This is a genomic window from Leptospira inadai serovar Lyme str. 10 (genome assembly GCF_000243675.2).
GTDB lineage: Bacteria > Spirochaetota > Leptospiria > Leptospirales > Leptospiraceae > Leptospira_B > Leptospira_B inadai.
The window spans coordinates 59,979-77,555 of sequence record NZ_AHMM02000005.1; the positions used below are offsets into that span (position 1 = coordinate 59,979).

Below are 17,577 nucleotides of genomic sequence, written 5' to 3' on the forward strand. Positions count from 1 at the left end.
TATCTGTTTCAAGATACACTGAACTAGGGTATTTTCTCTCCCTGTTCCAAGTAACTGGCGAGTTCTTCCTTCAATCCGAGAGGTAACTGAAGTCCGGAACTCTCGATTCTTTCGTTGTACTTGTTAAACGAAAAACGATGCCTGGATGTGCCTAGGTACGATTGCAAGGCCTCCGAACCCCATTCTAAAATTTCCTTAATGTATTCCTCGTTTTCCTCCAATTTTTCGCAATACGGGATAAATAGCGGCCGATTGACGGGACGGCCTATCGTTCTATAAAATAGAAGTCTTCGTAAAACTTCGTGCTCCTTTAAATGTCCCGATTCGAGAGCCCTTTCAACCATTCTTAAATTGATGCAATCCAAGAATTCCACTTTTAAATTCTCGTCTTTTAAACGTTTGCGAAGACTCGTCTTAATCTCTTCGGCTTCGTAAAGAAAGTTGGGGCAATATTCCGGACATTCATCTTTATGTAGATCACAGTAATGAAGAAGAATACAATCGATATCCGAAGAAGGTTCCACGATACCGAAATTGATCGAACCGAGGATTTCCACGCCCGTCCGAAATCCTTTGTCTTCCAGTTCCTTCAGCGCGATCCGAAAAGTCTGCATCCGCTTCAGGGCTTCCTTAGTATCGTAATTCCGATACTTGTTTTTGAGCGCGATATACTTTTCGATAAGATAAGTCATTGGAAGAGATCTTTTAAATAACGGTTCATACCGAGGAGTACTACCTCCGGTATTTCGTGTCCACCAGGAAACGCCAACAATTCACCCTTCCAGCCCGCTTCTTTTAATAAAGTTTCCAATTTCTTTGCCGCAGGATAACCCAAGACTGGATCCATCCGTCCATGGCTTTGAAAGAAAGAGTAGCCTGGAGTCTTTTTGGCAAATAAGGACCATTCAGATTCGTCGATTAGAGTGCCTGAAAGTATAACTATTCCCTTCGGTTTTACTTCGGCTCTTAGAGTGATATCGGTTGCGAGCATGGAACCTTGGCTAAATCCGCCTAATACGATTCGATCCATCGGAACATTTAAGGCTTCGATCATTTGCACGGCCTTTTCTCTCGCTTCCGCCAACCCTTTCGGATAGCGATCGGAAAAGTCCCGATATCCGCCGGTCATCATCGCCTTCTGCAACGCTTCCATATCGATCGGAAACCAAGCTCGTCCATTATACCCGGGCATTAAGGGAATTTCCAGGATACCGTCCGGAAAAATAAAATTCGTTCCTTTGGGAACATCCATATAAGAGTAAAGCGGGAGAAGATCGTAGGCATTCGCGCCATACCCATGAAAGAAAATCACGTACGGTGCATTCTGGTCGCCTTTGATCCGAGCGGCCTTCAAAGGACCGATCTGTTCTAACGGAATATTAAGAGACATCTTTTCCTTTCTGGGCGATACACCCTGTCATGGCAATAGGTTTTAAATCCAACAATATATGGCGCTCATGGAATCGTGATGAACCTATATTGATCCGGGATTTTTTCGATTGATCCGCTTGGAACACCGAATCGAAAGAATCGATGCCGATCGAGATCATCGAATGCGAACAAATGTTCAAACCAACCTAACGGCGTTTTATCAGAAAACTAGTACCGGAATTTTCCTTGTCGAGAAGAGCGTATAAAATGAAGTTTAGCCAGAACAATCGTTCTATTAAGAAAGAAAACGGTTTCACCCCTTTCCGGGGACGGATCTAATTCGAAACTAGTAAGAGGAATTCAATCATGGCAAAACAATTCGAAGGCAAAGTTGCATTAGTCACCGGAGCCGCTTCTCCAAGAGGATTAGGGAGAGCGATCGCAAATACGATCGCAAAGGAAGGCGGAGATATCGTCGTCGCCGATTTAAATAAGGAACATATAGAACAGGCTGCCGCAGAAATCGCTAAAGAGTTCGGAGTGAAAGCCCTCGGAGTGGCCGCAAACGTGACTAAGCCGGAAGACTGTGATGCAGTCATCGCCGCAGTGAAAGACAAATTCGGCAAACTGGATTTCTTGGTAAACAATGCCGGAGTTTTAAAAGACAATCTGTTCATCCGTATGACGGAGCAAGAATTCGATTTCGTTATGGACGTAAATGCAAAAGGCGTTTTCCTTATGACCAAGTCGGCTTCAAAATTACTTTTGAAAGCGCCTTCCGCGCGAATCGTAAATATCTCTTCGCTTTCGGGTTTAACCGGACAACCCGGCCAGGCAAACTATTCCTCTTCCAAGGCCGCCGTTATTGCGTTAACAAAAGTGGCAGCAAGAGAATTCTCCGGTCGCGGAGTATTGGTAAATGCGGTATGTCCGGGCTACGTTCAAACGGACATGACATCCTCTCTTTCGGAAGAGGTTCAAAAGAAACTAACGGATCCTTCTTTCATTCCGTTGAAGAGACCTGGAACACAGCAAGAAATCGCGAACGCTGTAGAATTCTTCCTGTCGGATAAAGCTTCCTATATCACCGGAACGTATCTCCGCGTGGACGGCGGCGCCGGGATAGGCTTATAATCCTATGAGAGACGTCGCAATCATAGGAGCTTATGAAACGCTCCATGGAAATCACAAGGACAGAACGCTTAGGGACTTGGTGACCGAAGCCGGGAATGGAGCCATTCGGGACTCCGGAATCGATCGAAAAGAAATCCAAGCCGTCTATGTAGGAAATTACGCAGGTAACGAATTCAACGCTCAAAATACGATGGGTTCTTACGCAGCCAACTTACTAGGATTAGGTGATAGACCGGCGATACGAACCGAAGGAGCCTGCGCCTCCGGAGGAATCGCGATGAGACAAGGATTTCTCGCAGTCGCATCCGGACTCTACGATACGGTTCTAGTTTTGGGAGTGGAGAAGATGAACGGCCTGGACCCGGAAACTACGATGGAGATCGTTGCCCGCGGCCAGGACCAAGACGTCGAAGGCGGGTACTGTATTTCGGGCCCATCGGGTTTCGCGCTCAATGCAACCCGACACATGCACGAATTCGGCACGACCAAGGAGATGCTCTCTAAGGTTGCCGAAAAAAACTATTATCACGGAAGTTTAAACCCTTTCGCTCATAAACAAAAAGAGATTTCGTTTAATAATATTATGAAGGCGAGAATGGTTACGACTCCATTCGGATTTCATGATGTTTCTCTAGTAACGGATGCTTCCGCCGCGGTAATCATTACGACAAAGGAAAAAGCGAAATCGATCAGAAAAGATTACGTTTTGGTAAAAGGGTCCGGAATCGGCGGAGATTACTTTAATGTGGCTTTAAAGAAAGACTCGGTCAGTTTTCCCGCCTCGCTTCAAGCCGCAGCCGAAGCGTTTAAGATGTCGGGCTTAGAAAGGAAAGATATCGACGTATTGGAATGTCATGACTGCTTTACGATCACCGAGATCATCAATATCGAGGATTTAGGTTTTGTAGAAAAAGGAAAAGGCGGTCCGTTTACTATGGATGGCCATACTCGTCTTGGCGGAAAACTGCCCGTCAATACGTCCGGTGGCCTAAAAGCAAAGGGTCATCCTGTCGGCGCAACCGGCGTTGGACAAGTCGTAGAAATGACGTTTCAGTTAAGAAACCAGGCCGAAAAACGGCAGGTCGCAAATGCCCGAATAGCACTGACTCATGTTTTGGGCGGTCCGGGCGCCGTTAGTATCGTACATATTCTGCAGAGAGGCGAATAGAAATGGAGACCCTAGAAATAAACGTACTCAAGGGAAAGAAATGCGCTTCTTGCGGATTTGAAATGACCGAACCGGCGGTCGCATGCACTCGTTGCGGGAGCGATTCCCTGCAGGAAAAAGTCTTTAGCGGGAAGGGAAAAATCTATACTTACACGGTCGTTCATGTGGGTTTCGGTCATCTAGCATCGAGAGCGCCCTATGTCCTTGCTGTCATCGATTTAGAGGAAGGCCCAAAAACGATGGGTATCTTGGAAGGCCGATCGGAAGGAAAGCCCGTCACTGAATCCGTTAGGATCGATATGCCTGTCACGTTCGATAGGACGGAACCTAAAACCGGATCCATCTTCAAACCGACCGAATAAGCGAACGCAGCCGGATTTCGATACGGAAACCGGTTGCGAATTTCTTTACTATCGATTTATTCCATCTTGGAAAATTACTTTATCATTGATATACGTCAAGTTGCTCGGACGTTTCTGTGACAAAAAAATTCCTTTGCTTTCCAATCCTAACGAAGAAAAATGGAATCATGAAAAAGGAGAAGTCCATGAAAAATAGGGCTCTAGTAATTTCCGCCTCCGCGACAGTACTCGCCTTGGCTCTGGTTTTGAATTGTGGTGATAAAAACGAATCTAAAAAGGAACCGGTTGCGCCTTCTGTTCCCTCCGCTCCCGCCCTCACTCCTGAATTGGAACAGGGAAAAGAAATTTTTGCGGCGAACTGTGCCTCCTGCCACGGTGAAAAAGGTGCAGGAGATGGACTCGCGGCGGCAAACCTAAATCCTAAACCGCGCAATTACAAGGCTCCGGCTAAAGAATGGAAGAACGGACCGACCGAAACCGGTATTCTAAAAACGTTAAATAACGGAATTCCTGGCGGCACGATGGTGGCCTTTAAGTATCTAGGCGATGAAAAACTTAAATTAGTCGCAAAATACGTAATTTACCTCTCACAAAACTAAGCCCTAAAAGGGTGGGTTTCTCCCACCCTTTTCTCGACTATACGGGCTTTTCTTCTGGAACTTTTCCGCCCTCCCTTAATTCTGGAAATGTGAACGGATCTCAGGCGCCTCATTGTCGAAGCTGCGGAACTACTCGAAATTCTCCCCTAGTGAAAGAATTGAAAACCTATTCTAAATCCGCCTGGTTCTTGATTCTGTTCGGTATTTCCTCCAAACCGAAAGAAGTCAGCTTCCAGTGCACTAAGTGCGGGGAAATCTTCGATACACTTTCCCCGCAGGAGCTTGAACATTATACCTGATCTTGGTCGGCAAAATGGCAGTTCTACCTTTCAAAAACCCCATGAAACGGGGTTGACTGGGTTTCAAGAGAGGGTCTTTGTGATAAATAAGGCATATGTCTGACGAATTCAAAATAACCGTGGACTTGGAGCCGTCTGTACCGGTCTTACATATCTCAGGTGAGATCACTTCCGAAGCCGACGAAGACATCATCAACAAATATCATTCTATTCCGGAATTGCGTAGAGCCCGAGTCATTCTGAATTTTCACGGCACATCCTATATCAATTCTGCGGGACTAGCGACGTTGATCAGTTTGATTACAAAGGCCGCCGAGTCTTCGGCAAAGATCGAGTTTGCGGGTTTAAACGATCATTTTCGTAAAGTGATGGATATAGTCGGATTGACCGACTTCGTACTGATCCATAATACTCTTCAAGAAGCTTTAGGTTAAACGATCGGTTTCGGCCTTAGAGTCGAAGGGGAATTTGCGGATGGCCGCACTAAATCCAGCCTTTGGCTTGAAAATCCTGGATCACTAGTTTTAAATCATTCGGAGTATCCACGCTCAATGCGGCGCGTTCCGCTATATGTACTCCGATCGAATAACCAGCTTCCAGCGCCCTCAGTTGTTCCAAGGATTCGGATTCCTCCAACGGACTCGGGGGAAGATCGGGGTACCGTAACAGAAAATCACGATCGTACGCGTAGATCCCTAGATGTCGAAATGCCGGAACGTTTTTCTTAAACTGGCTCGGAATCGGGGAGCGGGAAAAATACAACGCCTTCCCCTTCGAATCCATCACGACTTTTACCCGATTCGGATCGGTGATTTCGGCAGGACCTATCGGCGCCGCCGCCGTAGTCATCGCCCAATCGTTTCGGTCTATTTTAAGGCGAGCCACGCCGTCGATCAGGTCGGCCTCTATACCCGGTTCGTCCCCTTGTATATTTACCACAACGCCGAAGTGCGGAAATCGCAAAGCGACCTCGCGAATTCTATCCGTTCCGGAAGGATGATCGGGAGAGGTCATTACGGCGTTCCCCCCATTGTCCAAAACGATCATCAGAATTCGCTCGTCGTCGGTGGCTACGACCAGCTCGTCCACTAAAGAAGACTTTAGAGAATTCTTATATGTCCAAAGAATCATGGGAAAATCCCCTATATTGACGAGGGGCTTTCCCGGAAACCTTGAACTTCCGAACCTTGCCGGAATGACTCCGAGTACTTTGGGATTCGCCATTAGTTCACGATAAATTCCGTAAAGTAAACTTCCTGAATCTTTCCTTCCGAGAGTATGTGGTTAATTTGAGCTTTGATTTCCTCGCGAAGATCCAATTGATCTTCCACGTCGATCAGATCGTCCTTGGTTTTACGACCGACGATCAAGTTCACCAAATCCCGCATTTGAGCGATCCGTTCCGCCAATTCGTTCGTTATCTTCGTGTCGTCTTTCGAAACACCGAAAGAGAGTTTCATTTTGACGAAGTGAGTTTCACCCTTATCGGCCGTATTAATCCTGAACTCTTCTTGGAATGCAAACGTAATTAAAGGAGGAGGAGGTTTCACCAAGGAAACGTTCTTCATTTCCCGAAACGTACTCGTAGCCGCCTGCTTGGCGACAAACATGGATACAAGTACGACGATGATAATTCCAAATACGGCTCCCGCGATATAGATGAGCCATTTTATAAGTGGAGAAGAACCGGCTCCGCCGTCTGCGGCAGGGGCGCCGCCTTCTTCTTCGTCTATTTCGGGATCACCCATGGGTTACCTCTCCTTTTTCTCTTTTAGAATCCACTTTCTGTGGAAGTTTCAGAGCCTGGCACTCGGCTCTTTGGAAGACCGTAATTGGATTCATGCGGTCCTCTCTTCGTGGACTTATCGGTTAAGATTACGATGTCAATCCTTCGATTGAATGCCTTTGCCTCGGGCGTACCTTCATATTCCACGGCCAAAGGTCGATAGGATCCGAAACTTACCGCCTGAAACCAGCTCGGATCCAGTCTACCGACACCCACTAAATAATCGGTGGAATTAATGGCTCTTGCGCCCGCCAGATCCCAATTATTAAGATAGGCACGTTCTTCCCGATTCGGATTAGCTCCCGGCACGACCGCATCCGCATCGCAATGCCCTTCCACCCTTACGAAGCGCTCCAGGTCTTTTATTAATCCGCTCGCTTTCTTAAGCGTAGATTTAATAGGATCGTTCAGAATCGCCGAACCGGGTCCGAAATAATCGGCTCCCACCAAGCTTATGACGAGCCCGCGTTCGTCTTCCGTCACGCGGACCTTGCCCGCTTCGATCTCCGGTTTGAATAGTTCGGTCGCGGTCTTCTTGGACTTGGACAGAGCCTTGCCCGTCGTCATCGACGGGAGACTTTCGATGTTCATCCCCATCTCTTCCAGCTTACCTTTGGATAGGGTTTGTCCTCCGTCAAAGAATCCGGTAGTCGTTTTAAATGCGGATAAAATGATCTGCATCTCGATCGCGTTCGTCTTACCGGTCTTATAAAGCATGATAAAGAAACATAGGAGAAGAGTCACCATGTCCCCGTACGTAAGCATGTACTCGGGGATGTTCTGAATGCATTCTGGACATTTTTGCTGCGCCATAAGTCTTCCAACCGTACGGGATTCGTTCCCGGATTAATCCCCTTCTTCCTTCAGGACGCCGCGTTCGGACGGAGGCAGGAAGCTGGCAAGCTTATCTTTAACGATCCTAGGGTTGTCCCCGGATTGAATGGAAAGAGTTTTCTCTATCATAATTTGCTTTATTAGTAATTCATCTTCCGATTTACGGATTAATTTTTTCATAATGGGAATGGCGAACATATTCGCGCCCATCGATCCGTAAAGAGTGGTGATCAAAGCCGCAGCCATCCCGGTTCCGATCGCGCTCGGATCCCCCGAGCCGAGGTTTTTAAGCATCTGTACTAGCCCGATCAAGGTTCCGATCATCCCGAATGCGGGAGCAAGGGCGCCCCAGTTTTCCCACCAAGCTTTTCCCTGCGCATGGCGGGTGGCGATGTTTCCCATTTCGGTTTCCATAATATTTCGAACCAACTCCGGATCCGTTCCGTCCACGACTAGGGTAATTCCTTTGCGCAGGAACTCCTCCGGTAATTCGTTAACGTCGTCCTCCAAAGCGAGAAGCCCTTCCCGTCTGGCCTTCTCGGAAAAGGAGACAAGAGTCTTAATCAGTTCCACCAGGTCGCTCTTTTCCTCGCGAAACGCCTTACGAGTAATTTTACCGACGTCCAGAGTCGACTGCCAGGGAACCGCCATGATCGTACAGGCGGTTGCGCCCCCGAACGTAATCAAAACCGAGGGAATATCCACGATATCGATCGGGTTCAACCCTGCGGAAAGAATACCGAAGGCCACAACGACTAAAGCGGAACCCAAACCGATGAGTGATGCTATATCCATGATCGCTTAATCTACCTTCTTAAATTGGTCGGGAGCAGAGCCTATCGGAAAGACTAATACCCTCTTTTTGAACTCGATAATCTTTTCGATCACTTGCGGAACGCTCTCTTGAACCACATACTTTCGATCATTAAAAAGAGTGATCGTAGTATCGGGGTTAGCCTCGATACATTCAATATGAGAAGCGTTCAGGACGAATTCCGTCCCCTTTAAACGGTGCAGGGTAATCAATTGCCCTTCCTCGAGCGGGAGTTCTTGTTTATAGAATCGACCGCCTTCGAAATTTGGATAATGAATTTTTCCTCCGTAAATCGATTCACGGAGGTCTGAAAATTTTTAGACTTCCATTCGATCGAATCCGACTCGAGTAAGGCGGAATTTAGAGCGTCTACCGTCTGTTCTCCGAAAAATACGCCTGTTTTCCCGCCTATCACAGTTTCCAAAGCGCCGCCCTTACCGTACGCGATCACGGGAGTACAATACCCTTGAGCCTCCACAGGCGCGATTCCGAAATCCTCCATCCCGGGAAAAACGAAGACGTTTGCCTTCGAGAGATACTCGATTACTTCGGAACGAGGGCGATGAGGAAGTATTTCCACATTCGGGGGGAGAAGTTTCACTAGATTCTTATATTCTTGGCCGCTTCCGAGAATCTTCAATCGTCGACCGTTTTTTCGGTACGCCTCGATCGCCAGATCTATCCTTTTATACGGAGCAAAGGCGGAAACGATCAAATCAAATTCCTCTTTTTGAATCCTCTTAACTTTAAATCCTTCCGGAAGGCAAGGAGGAGGAATGATCGTCGACTCTCGTCGATAGAACTTTTGAATTCTCCGTCCTACGAACTCGGAATTCGCCAAAAAAGAATCCACTCTATTTGCCGAAGCCGCGTCCCACATTCTAAGGTAATTCGAAACCGCTTGGAACGCAAAAAACTTCAGCCCGCTTCGGGTCGGAAAATAATCGTAATATAGATCCCAAACATAACGCATCGGAGAATGAACATAACTAATATGAATCGCATCCGGATCGGGAATCACTCCTTTAGCCACGCAATGCGAGGAGGAGAATACCAGGTCATAGCCGCGAAGATCCAAAGATTCTATCGCAGTCGGAAACAGAGGAAGATACCATCTGTACTTGGATTTAAACGGGAGCCTGTCGGTAAAAGCCGTCGTGATTTTACGAGTTTCGATTCTTTCGTTGAGTTTACCCGGTTCGTAAAACAGGGTAAATAGGTCGGCGTTCGGAAATATCTTGAGAAGGGAGTCCAAAACGACTTCCCCTCCGCGCATTCCGTTTAACCAATCATGAATGACGGCGACTTTCATATCCTCCCAATCGGCAAGAAACGGCGAATCGCCACGGTTTTTTCAACCTATAGTCGATTCAGGTAGAAATCGGAAGAGATACTACCGATCAGGGTGGTTCTCCGATACAAGTTAATTGAAAAAGGAATGAGAGAAGAGCGCTCCAATTTTCGGTACCCTTCCATATAACGTCTGGTATCGTCTCCGAATAAACGCATATCCACCATGGTCTCCGCGATATTCTCATGAATATCGTTATCGTTTATTATTCTGGGAATGCTGCCCCTGCTACCCTTTAGTTTTTCCGAGACTTCCAGCAAGTTCCGAAAGGTAACATGAATATCGTTTTGATTTTCCCGGATGATTCCTGTGGAAGCCGCAAAGAAATCATCGTAATATTTCGCGGAAGGCGCAAAATCGGGAACGTTTTCCTCTTCTTCCTTATATGTCGGCTTAAAAAATCCCATATTCGATCGGCCTTCCGCATTGCCTGGATCGATATCTATCGTTCTACCGGACAGAACCGTCGCCGTCCGAAAGCTGATATTATAATTCGCGTACAATGTGATCGGGTCGGCCAGTCGTATCGTAATTTCGACGGCTTTCTTTCGAAGCGGGTCCAAAAACCGTTTATCCGGAACCTCTTCGATCGGAACCACGTCCACGTCCCGAACTAAACCCTTCTCAACCCCGAGAATGCTAACCGAGGTTCCGGGCCGAATTCCCTGAGACTTTGGATAATAGATTTTGAGAGTATACGGATAGATATCTTTCGTTCCGGCTCTCTCCAGAACGGAATGATAGAGCAGCAAAAAGAATACGAAAAAGAACGCTAGTCCTAAATGAACGGGGGACGGTTTTGGAAATTTCATCGATTCGGAACTTTTCCCGCCTAGAGTATGTCGGTATTCGGGAGATAGCAACTAAAACGTTCCCAGAAAGTCGAAAATCAAACGGGAAACTCCGATTTTTCCCGATAGGATACTTAGGAAGGAAGAAAAAGGCCCTTAGAAAGCTCTATGAGACATAATCTAATTGACTTTCTGAAAGATTCCATTCAAAAAAGAACAAGTTGGTGGCTCCTGGCCATTCTGGCTCTGCTCGTCGGCAGTCTTGGATGGGGATTCAAAAAAGGAACCCTTCCCCAGGAGTTGAACAAACTTATCCTGACCGGACACGAGACGCTCAAGACGGAAGAAATCGTTCAAATCATGGGAATCCAACCTGGAACTTCTTTCGAAAATTACGACCTGAGTCTCATGGAAAGTCGCCTAACGTCTCATCCTCGAATCAAAAAAGCCAGACTGGAAAAAAAGTCGGATGATCAACTATTCGTCGAGATTACCGAACGAAAACCGGTCTATCTCGTCAATTCCGACGGTCATCTATTCGAGATAGATTCCGAATTGAAAGTTTTATCCAAAGATGATGTTCGGACTCCTGGATTGACCGTGCTCTCGGGAACCTTCCCTCGGGAAGGTGGATTCGTCAGCGGTGCCGCGTTCAAAGATTTGTATATCTCGGTTGAGAACGCATTTCGCTCCTATCCGGCCCTAAAAACGAGAGTGTCCGAAGTCTCGCTTCACGAAGATGGAGAGATCTTCGTTTATACGGATGCCCCGATCCCGGTAAGAGTGCAAATAGGTACTTTATTCCAAATCGAACAAGTCAGAAAGCTATACGCAGTCCTTGCCTATCTCGAAAAAGAAAAAGTCAAACCACGATTAGTGGATATCCGCGGAGAGGACGCGGTCTATCATTAAGCGAATGGAAGCTTCCGAAAGAACAATCGTGGCGTTAGATTTAGGAACTTCGCTTACTAAAGTCGTCGTTGGACGTCCCATTTCGGAGTACGAAACCGAAATCATCGGCACGGGCTCCTTCCCGTCCTCCGGGATCAAGAACGGAGCGATCGTAAATATAGAGGCGACGACCCGTTCCATTGTGGAAGCGGTTAGCGAGGCCGAATTGATGTGCGGACAGGAAATCACGTCGGTCGTGGTGAACGTCACCGGGAAGTCCGTAAGAGCCGATAATTCCAAAGGAGTCGTGGCGATAACCAATCGAGACCGAGCCGTAACGGAGCCGGACGTAGTCAGAGTCATAGAAGCCGCGCAAGCCATACGAGTTCCGGCAGACCAGGAAATCATACACGTACTGTCCAAGGAATTTTCCGTGGACGATCAAACCTCCATTAAAGATCCGATCGGAATGACCGGAGTCAGACTAGAGGCGGAAGTTCACATCGTCACCGCAGGAATTACAGCACTTCATAATTTAGAAAAATGTGTTGAAGCTGCAGGATTAGTGGAAGAGGCTCGTGTTCTTTCCAGTCTTGCTTCCTCCGAGGCGGTATTGACTTCCGGAGAGAAGGACCTGGGAACCGCGGTATTGGATATCGGAGCGGGAATTTGCGACTTGATCATTTACATAGACGGGGGAATCGCCTACTCCGCGATCATTCCGTTCGGAGGTTATAACGTAACGTCCGATCTCTCCATCGGTCTAAAAACGACCATTGAAACCGCCGAACTATTAAAAAAACGATATGGACATTGCACTCTCGACGAGATGGATCCGACGGAGACCGTGGAAATTCCCCCGATTAGCGGACGTCCTGCTCGCTCCGTTTTGCGGGAAGAGTTGGTGAATATTATCGAACCGCGTATGAGAGAAATATTCGAAATGGTGGATGCCGAATTGGTAAAATCGGGAAAAAAATCGTTTCTTGCAGGCGGAGCGATTCTTACGGGCGGCGGAAGTCTTTTGGAAGGAATCGAATCTTTGGCCGAGGATGTCTTTCATCTGACGGTCACTCGAGCCCGGCCCGCCGGACTTTCCGGTTTGGCCGAAAGAGTTTCTTCTCCCGAATTTTCGACGGCAGTAGGACTCATTAAATATGCGTCTCGCTTAGGTGAGATGGAGCAGAAATCCCAAGATCGTACCGAGTCCTGGGGTAAAAAACTCCGCAGATGGATCGAAGAGAATTTATAGATTTCCGGAGATTTCGGAATCGTTTGTACGGCCTAAGGAAGGTGAAATATGTTACGTTTCGAAGAAGAAGCAGATAAGACAAGTCCAGCCATAATTAAAGTCCTAGGTATAGGCGGAGGCGGCATGAATGCGGTCGCGCGCATGGCTCATTCCAGTTTGAGAGGAGTGGAATACGTCATCATGAATACCGACGAGCAAGTACTGCGCCGCTCGGATATAGAAAATCGAATCACTCTCGGATCCAAAATCACGAGAGGAATGGGAGCGGGAGGAGATCCCGAACTCGGGGCAAAAGCTGCGGAGGAAGATCGAGACAGAATTCAATCGATAATCCAAGGAGCCGATATGGTTTTCGTCACGGCGGGGATGGGGGGCGGAACGGGAACCGGCGCGGCTCCCATTATCGCAAAGATTGCGAAAGAAATGAAATGCCTTGTAGTCGGAGTAGTCACCATTCCTTTTTCGTTCGAAGGTCGGCGCAGAATGGAGTTAGCCAAACGCGGAATCGATCAATTACGAAGCTACGTGGACACACTTATTTTAGTGAATAACGAGTCGATTTTTCAAGTCGTGGACAGAGACACTCCGATCGATCAAGCGTTCCGAGTCATCGACGATATTTTGTTAAACGCAGTTAGAGGAATTAGCGATATCGTAAACAATCCCGGCATTATCAATGTGGATTTTGCCGACGTAAAAGTCATTATGAGAGACACCGGCGACGCGGTCATGGGTGTCGGCGAAGGCAGCGGCGAGAAGAAAGTATCGGAGGCCGTGAATTATGCGATCGATAACGCGCTTTTGGATTCGCGTTCGATCGCAGGAGCAACGTCTCTTCTCATCAATGTAACCGGAGGAACGGATCTTACGATTTCGGATTGGAACGAAGTGTCTCAGATCATCACGTCGCAAGTCGATCCGAACGCGAATATTATCGTGGGATTAACCGAAGATCCCGAATTAGAAAAAAAGATCCGAGTGACGGTGATTGCAACCGGATTCAATAAACGCCCGGCAAGCTTACCGACAAATTCGAGCGTCAAATATCCGACAGGGCAACTGCAAAGAAAAGTCGTCGGCTTGACGGAACAAACTCCCCTGGAAGAGCAACGTCCATCCTATCGCACGGAGCCCGAGCGAATCACGGATGCCGAAACGGTTCGGTCCCTAAAGACTCGCTCGGGGCAGACTTCCACTCGTGAAGATTACGATATTCCGGCTTTTATGCGCAGAAGCGAAAAAGGAAAATAAGGTAAGGACTATTCCTCGATCGCTTCCGCCGCAGAGGACGCGATCTTGCTTAAATCTTTTAGATAGCCTTTTTTATTGCTTCCGAGTTTGATTGCGGAATCGTATAATTCCGCAGCTTTTTCAAAATCTCCCTGAGAGAAATAATAGGTGGCAAGATTCGCCTTGGCAGCCCAGCTTTTGCCGGCGGATTTTGCATCCGCTTTTTCCCAAGCTAACTTTGCTCGATTGAAACTGGGAGTGTCGCCTTTAATCTCTTCGTATCCTTCCGAAAGATAAAAAGCTATCTCCGGATCGTCATCGTCGGTAAAAATTCGAATGTTTTTCGTTTCCGCTTTCGGCGATAGCTTAATTTCCATTTCCGGAATCACTTCCGTTAAGGCTTGCGATAAGGATTCCAGCAGAGCCGGACAGGACGTCGCTCCGACGCTATTGTAAATCGTGGAAGGTTTGGAGATAACGGCTTTTTTAGATTCTCCGGTATCGACTCGCACTAAAGTAGCTTCTATAGGTAAAAGCAACTTTCGAACACCGGTGGGCTTCAGTACCGGATCATTATTAGACCGAATCGGAGCCGACGAACGACGGTGTCCACGCCTATTATTGGAATTAGCGTTTGCAGCGGCTTGCAAAATCAACATTCCCATTGCCATGTAATCTGCACGCATTTCCAAGCTACACTCATAAACCGGCTTTGCGACACTGATATAAAGAATCGCCTCCACTCCGAGTAATTCGCCTAATTTGGCCCGACCATTCGTTATTCCGGTGAGAGACAAGCTCGCCTCGTCTATAATATCCGCTCGTTTACTAAGATCGACCATCTTAAAATAGGAATCTTCCGAGAAAGCCTGGAAAATCTTTGCCGGTACGATTCGAAGGAAAGCTTGGCTAACGTCGGAATCCTGGCCCCAGACATCGGCAGTCGGCGGCTCGACTGCCAAAGCGACGACTCGGACTCCTTTCAGAAAATGCCGGAGTTCTCGGCCTTCTTTGGTTTGAGGAAAGGAAGGATATTCGACCGAAACTCTTTGACAAGAAAGCCAAAGAATCGCTCCAACCAAGAATCCAAGGAGTATTCTTCTCATTTTATGTCCGATCTATTATTCTTCAGGATTGTACATCGTTAACAAGAGCCTTCCACATAATTTTTACCGCCAAGATGAATCCGCAAAAAAAATTATTTCGAACTCCCCGTCTTCATCATCGGTTTCCATTTCTATGCTTCAAAAATTCCGTATTTCGTTCCCAACTCTTCAAGAAAGAACCGCACTAGTCGCTCTTTTTATTTTTCCATATCACCAATGCGATCACACTCGAATTTAAATCCACGTTTTCCTCTAGGCGGCGGTAAGGATTAAAGGACCGGAATCCGTTACGATGACGGAATGTTCGAATTGTGCCACAAAGGAACCGTCCGGAGTTCGAAGAGTCCAACCGTCTCCGTCTTCCCTAAAATCCTCGGCACCGGTCGAGACGAAGGTTTCTATCGCGATTACCTGGCCCGATTGCAATTTTCTCCGATCCCTCGGTTCATAATAATTCAAAACATCAAAAGGTTCTTCATGCAAAGCGCTACCAACTCCATGACCGCAAAGCGAACGGATCACTTTGAACCCGTTTTGCTTTGCCGTGTATTCGATGGCCTTACCGATATCATTCATTCTATTTCCTGAATAAACGTGGGTTAATGCGTTCTTCAGGGCAAGAGCGGAAGTTTCGAGTAAGAATGATAACTTCCCGGATTCGGACGATCCTATTAGAAAACTTGCACCCGTGTCGGCAAAATATCCGTTTAATTCGAGAGAGACATCTATGTTTACTAGATCACCATCTTTTAAACGTCTTTGACCGGGAATGCCGTGGGCGATTTCATCACCGACACTGATACAAGTATGACCGGGAAATTTATAGGACAGCATAGGAGCGCTTCTCGCGCCGAAGCCGGAAAAAAAATCGAAACCGATGCGGTCCAGTTCGGCAGTACTGATTCCGGCGACTGCCGCTTTTCTCATATAATTTAAAGTTTCGGCAACGACCTTACCGACTCGTCGAAGCGCTTCCAGATCTTCTTTAGTTCTCACAGTCATAAAAGAAACTATTTCGAAAGAAAGAAAAGGATGCAAACGATTTCACAAATCTTGCCTTCCATTAAATAATAATCATTTTAGGAAAGTGAAATCGGTTCTTGCTAAGTTATCGCTATGAAATTCAAATTTTATTCTTTACTAGTTGAAACGTAAAGAGCAACTCACGGGCGATTCTTTCGCAGGTTTCCAGATATTTAGAAGCGACCTCCGAAGTATCGTCGGAGGATTTCGGGTCCTCAAAGGGCAGACTAATCCGGGCCTCCGCTCCGGCAACGTAAGGGCAGGCTTCGTCGGCGGTCGAACAAACCATGATCACGATAAAATCGCGATGAGGATTGGGAGGGTCCGAAAATTTTTTGGAAAAGGCGATTAGCGCGGGCGTGCCATCGGCCCAACGAATCGAATATTTCGGATTCCGGGGAGGTCCCTCGTTTTCGATTCTAAAACCGATGGTTTCCAATGCCGTAATCGCATTCGGATGGAATGTGGAAATTTCAGTCCCGCCCGAAAAGGCTTTGATACCCGGAACACCCAGAAATTGCGGAATGGCCGCCCCAAAAATTTGGGAAATTTGACTCCGCCTGGAATTCTGGGTGCATACAAATAGAATCGTAGCCTTACTTCTTTTTTCGAATGATTCCAAAATGGATTCGGAAAACTGGGTCAGTATTCTCTTCCGATCCGGCAAAATGCCTTCCGTTTCGGTTTGTCTCTCATGTAAGAAATTTCTAAGATTTTGAAATAATGGGGACATGCGAGAGGATTTTAGGAGCTTCGTTTCTCCAAGCAAGCTAGTTTCTTTGAGATGTACGGAATTCAGAGGACAGAGGTCAGAAGACAGATGCATTCGCTTCGCTCACGCTAGACAGAAGCTGCTCGATGTTGGAAAGGTTACAGAAGTAGAGGAGATATCTACTGTAATGCAGGAATTTTTCTCTATAACGTGGAAACTCGGCTCATCAATGTTCTGTCTTCAGTCCTCTGTCCTCTGCAAGACAGATGCGCTCGCTTTGCTCACGCTAGACAGAAGCTGCTAGATGTTGGAAATGCTGGGGTAGGAGGAAGAATCTACTATGTTTTTTAATTTATTAACAAGTCATTTACACACTTGAGCTGTCACCCCCCTGATACCCCCGCATCGAAAATCCAGTAACACCTCGCTCCAACATAATTCGTTTTTAAAAAAATTGTTGTCAGGGAAATAGAAATAATTATCTGTCCTCTGTCCTCTGTCCTCTGTCCTCTGTCCTCTGTCCTCTGTCCTCTGTCCTCTGTCCTCTGTCCTCTAATTCCTTGACAGCTCGGCAAACTAGTCGGATCTTTCTTGGCATGCCAAACTCATCCTATTTACTAGGAAACCAGCCTGAAACCGGCCCGTGGTTGGCGATTCTTTGGTGGATGGTTCATTTCGGTATTTCTCTGGGATTTCTTATGTGTTTAGGGCAGATCGTTATCGAACGAAAAACCGCCCTGAATAGACTCCTGGCCTTGCTGTTTGCCTCGATTGGGATTTTCCAAGCATGCTCAGCCTCCATCCTTTCGGGCTTTTATCAGACGATGCCGCTCCTATCTCTCGCTTATTTACCG

Annotated in this window: 21 protein-coding genes and 1 pseudogene; 10 read left to right on the forward strand and 12 right to left on the reverse strand. The window is 47.1% G+C overall.

Translation table 11 applies throughout. The features are described from left to right. Window positions 1-23 precede the first annotated feature (23 nt). Both LEP1GSC047_RS00685 and LEP1GSC047_RS00690 read right to left on the reverse strand, forming a co-directional pair. Window positions 24-692: a hypothetical protein gene (locus LEP1GSC047_RS00685; RefSeq protein ID WP_010417638.1), complete on the reverse strand. Its 669-nt coding sequence runs from the start codon at window positions 690-692 to the stop codon at window positions 24-26. Next, window positions 689-1,390: an alpha/beta hydrolase gene (locus LEP1GSC047_RS00690; protein WP_010417635.1), complete on the reverse strand. Its 702-nt coding sequence runs from the start codon at window positions 1,388-1,390 to the stop codon at window positions 689-691. The genes LEP1GSC047_RS00685 and LEP1GSC047_RS00690 overlap by 4 nt, the downstream gene beginning before the upstream one ends. A 347-nt stretch (window positions 1,391-1,737) precedes the next feature. Here LEP1GSC047_RS00690 and LEP1GSC047_RS00695 point away from each other — a divergent pair, with 347 nt between their 5' ends. The 6 genes from LEP1GSC047_RS00695 to LEP1GSC047_RS00720 all read left to right on the forward strand — a co-directional run bounded on the left by LEP1GSC047_RS00695 (window position 1,738) and on the right by LEP1GSC047_RS00720 (window position 5,367). Continuing rightward, a complete protein-coding gene (locus tag LEP1GSC047_RS00695) occupies window positions 1,738-2,505 on the forward strand; it encodes a glucose 1-dehydrogenase (RefSeq protein WP_010417634.1) in 768 nt (255 codons plus the stop codon). 4 nt (window positions 2,506-2,509) lie between these two features. Next, window positions 2,510-3,673 (forward strand): thiolase domain-containing protein, encoded by a 1,164-nt coding sequence (locus tag LEP1GSC047_RS00700; protein ID WP_010417632.1) that lies wholly within the window; start codon window positions 2,510-2,512, stop codon window positions 3,671-3,673. Window positions 3,674-3,675: 2 nt separating this feature from the next. Then, window positions 3,676-4,035 (forward strand): Zn-ribbon domain-containing OB-fold protein, encoded by a 360-nt coding sequence (locus LEP1GSC047_RS00705; RefSeq protein WP_010417629.1) that lies wholly within the window; start codon window positions 3,676-3,678, stop codon window positions 4,033-4,035. 185 nt (window positions 4,036-4,220) lie between these two features. After that, on the forward strand, window positions 4,221-4,634 hold the full coding sequence (locus LEP1GSC047_RS00710; protein WP_010417626.1) for a c-type cytochrome: 414 nt from the start codon (window positions 4,221-4,223) through the stop codon (window positions 4,632-4,634). Window positions 4,635-4,723: 89 nt separating this feature from the next. Further along, window positions 4,724-4,933: a hypothetical protein gene (locus LEP1GSC047_RS00715; protein WP_039933751.1), complete on the forward strand. Its 210-nt coding sequence runs from the start codon at window positions 4,724-4,726 to the stop codon at window positions 4,931-4,933. A 95-nt stretch (window positions 4,934-5,028) separates the two neighbouring features. Beyond that, the gene (locus LEP1GSC047_RS00720; protein ID WP_010417621.1) at window positions 5,029-5,367 is read left to right on the forward strand and encodes an STAS domain-containing protein; all 339 of its coding nucleotides are present in this window, start codon (window positions 5,029-5,031) and stop codon (window positions 5,365-5,367) included. A gap of 49 nt (window positions 5,368-5,416) precedes the next feature. On the opposite strand, the gene kdsB is transcribed toward LEP1GSC047_RS00720, so the two are convergent. Genes kdsB through LEP1GSC047_RS00755 form a run of 7 tightly spaced genes read right to left on the reverse strand, consistent with a single transcriptional unit; the run spans window position 5,417 to window position 10,530 of the window. Continuing rightward, the gene (gene kdsB, locus LEP1GSC047_RS00725; protein WP_010417618.1) at window positions 5,417-6,157 is read right to left on the reverse strand and encodes a 3-deoxy-manno-octulosonate cytidylyltransferase; all 741 of its coding nucleotides are present in this window, start codon (window positions 6,155-6,157) and stop codon (window positions 5,417-5,419) included. Then, window positions 6,157-6,681, reverse strand: coding sequence for a flagellar basal body-associated FliL family protein (locus tag LEP1GSC047_RS00730; protein ID WP_010417616.1), 525 nt, complete (start codon window positions 6,679-6,681; stop codon window positions 6,157-6,159). The genes kdsB and LEP1GSC047_RS00730 overlap by 1 nt, the downstream gene beginning before the upstream one ends. 23 nt (window positions 6,682-6,704) lie before the next feature. After that, window positions 6,705-7,532, reverse strand: coding sequence for a flagellar motor protein MotB (motB, locus tag LEP1GSC047_RS00735; RefSeq protein WP_020987212.1), 828 nt, complete (start codon window positions 7,530-7,532; stop codon window positions 6,705-6,707). Between the two features lie 33 nt (window positions 7,533-7,565). Further along, window positions 7,566-8,348, reverse strand: a complete 783-nt coding sequence (locus LEP1GSC047_RS00740) for a motility protein A (protein ID WP_010417610.1) — start codon at window positions 8,346-8,348, stop codon at window positions 7,566-7,568. A 6-nt stretch (window positions 8,349-8,354) separates the two neighbouring features. Further along, entirely contained in the window at window positions 8,355-8,579 is a 225-nt protein-coding gene (locus tag LEP1GSC047_RS21985) for a flagellar FlbD family protein (protein ID WP_010417607.1), read from the reverse strand. Further along, the gene (locus tag LEP1GSC047_RS00750) at window positions 8,576-9,679 is read right to left on the reverse strand and encodes a glycosyltransferase (protein WP_010417604.1); all 1,104 of its coding nucleotides are present in this window, start codon (window positions 9,677-9,679) and stop codon (window positions 8,576-8,578) included. Before LEP1GSC047_RS00750 ends, LEP1GSC047_RS21985 begins: the two co-directional genes overlap by 4 nt. A 47-nt stretch (window positions 9,680-9,726) precedes the next feature. Beyond that, window positions 9,727-10,530 (reverse strand): MlaD family protein, encoded by an 804-nt coding sequence (locus LEP1GSC047_RS00755; RefSeq protein WP_039933735.1) that lies wholly within the window; start codon window positions 10,528-10,530, stop codon window positions 9,727-9,729. 147 nt (window positions 10,531-10,677) lie between these two features. On the opposite strand from LEP1GSC047_RS00755, the gene LEP1GSC047_RS00760 reads away from it, so the two are divergent. The 3 genes from LEP1GSC047_RS00760 to ftsZ are packed head-to-tail and all read left to right on the forward strand — an operon-like array spanning window position 10,678 to window position 13,903. Then, complete coding sequence (locus LEP1GSC047_RS00760) at window positions 10,678-11,421, forward strand: cell division protein FtsQ/DivIB (RefSeq protein WP_010417598.1); 744 nt, start codon at window positions 10,678-10,680, stop codon at window positions 11,419-11,421. A gap of 4 nt (window positions 11,422-11,425) precedes the next feature. Then, a complete protein-coding gene (gene ftsA, locus LEP1GSC047_RS00765; protein WP_020988036.1) occupies window positions 11,426-12,652 on the forward strand; it encodes a cell division protein FtsA in 1,227 nt (408 codons plus the stop codon). A gap of 48 nt (window positions 12,653-12,700) precedes the next feature. Further along, window positions 12,701-13,903, forward strand: coding sequence for a cell division protein FtsZ (ftsZ, locus tag LEP1GSC047_RS00770; protein ID WP_010417594.1), 1,203 nt, complete (start codon window positions 12,701-12,703; stop codon window positions 13,901-13,903). Window positions 13,904-13,911: 8 nt separating this feature from the next. Here the strand turns inward: ftsZ and LEP1GSC047_RS00775 are convergent, their stop codons facing one another. The 3 genes from LEP1GSC047_RS00775 to LEP1GSC047_RS00785 all read right to left on the reverse strand — a co-directional run bounded on the left by LEP1GSC047_RS00775 (window position 13,912) and on the right by LEP1GSC047_RS00785 (window position 16,780). Continuing rightward, on the reverse strand, window positions 13,912-14,988 hold the full coding sequence (locus tag LEP1GSC047_RS00775) for a lipoprotein LipL41 (protein WP_010417591.1): 1,077 nt from the start codon (window positions 14,986-14,988) through the stop codon (window positions 13,912-13,914). Window positions 14,989-15,240: 252 nt separating this feature from the next. Then, on the reverse strand, window positions 15,241-15,990 hold the full coding sequence (map, locus tag LEP1GSC047_RS00780; protein ID WP_020988025.1) for a type I methionyl aminopeptidase: 750 nt from the start codon (window positions 15,988-15,990) through the stop codon (window positions 15,241-15,243). A gap of 121 nt (window positions 15,991-16,111) precedes the next feature. After that, on the reverse strand, window positions 16,112-16,780 hold the full coding sequence (locus LEP1GSC047_RS00785; protein ID WP_010417585.1) for a low molecular weight phosphatase family protein: 669 nt from the start codon (window positions 16,778-16,780) through the stop codon (window positions 16,112-16,114). Between the two features lie 539 nt (window positions 16,781-17,319). Between LEP1GSC047_RS00785 and LEP1GSC047_RS00790 the strand changes: the two are divergent. After that, window positions 17,320-17,577: pseudogene (locus LEP1GSC047_RS00790) on the forward strand (AraC family transcriptional regulator); the annotation flags it as partial.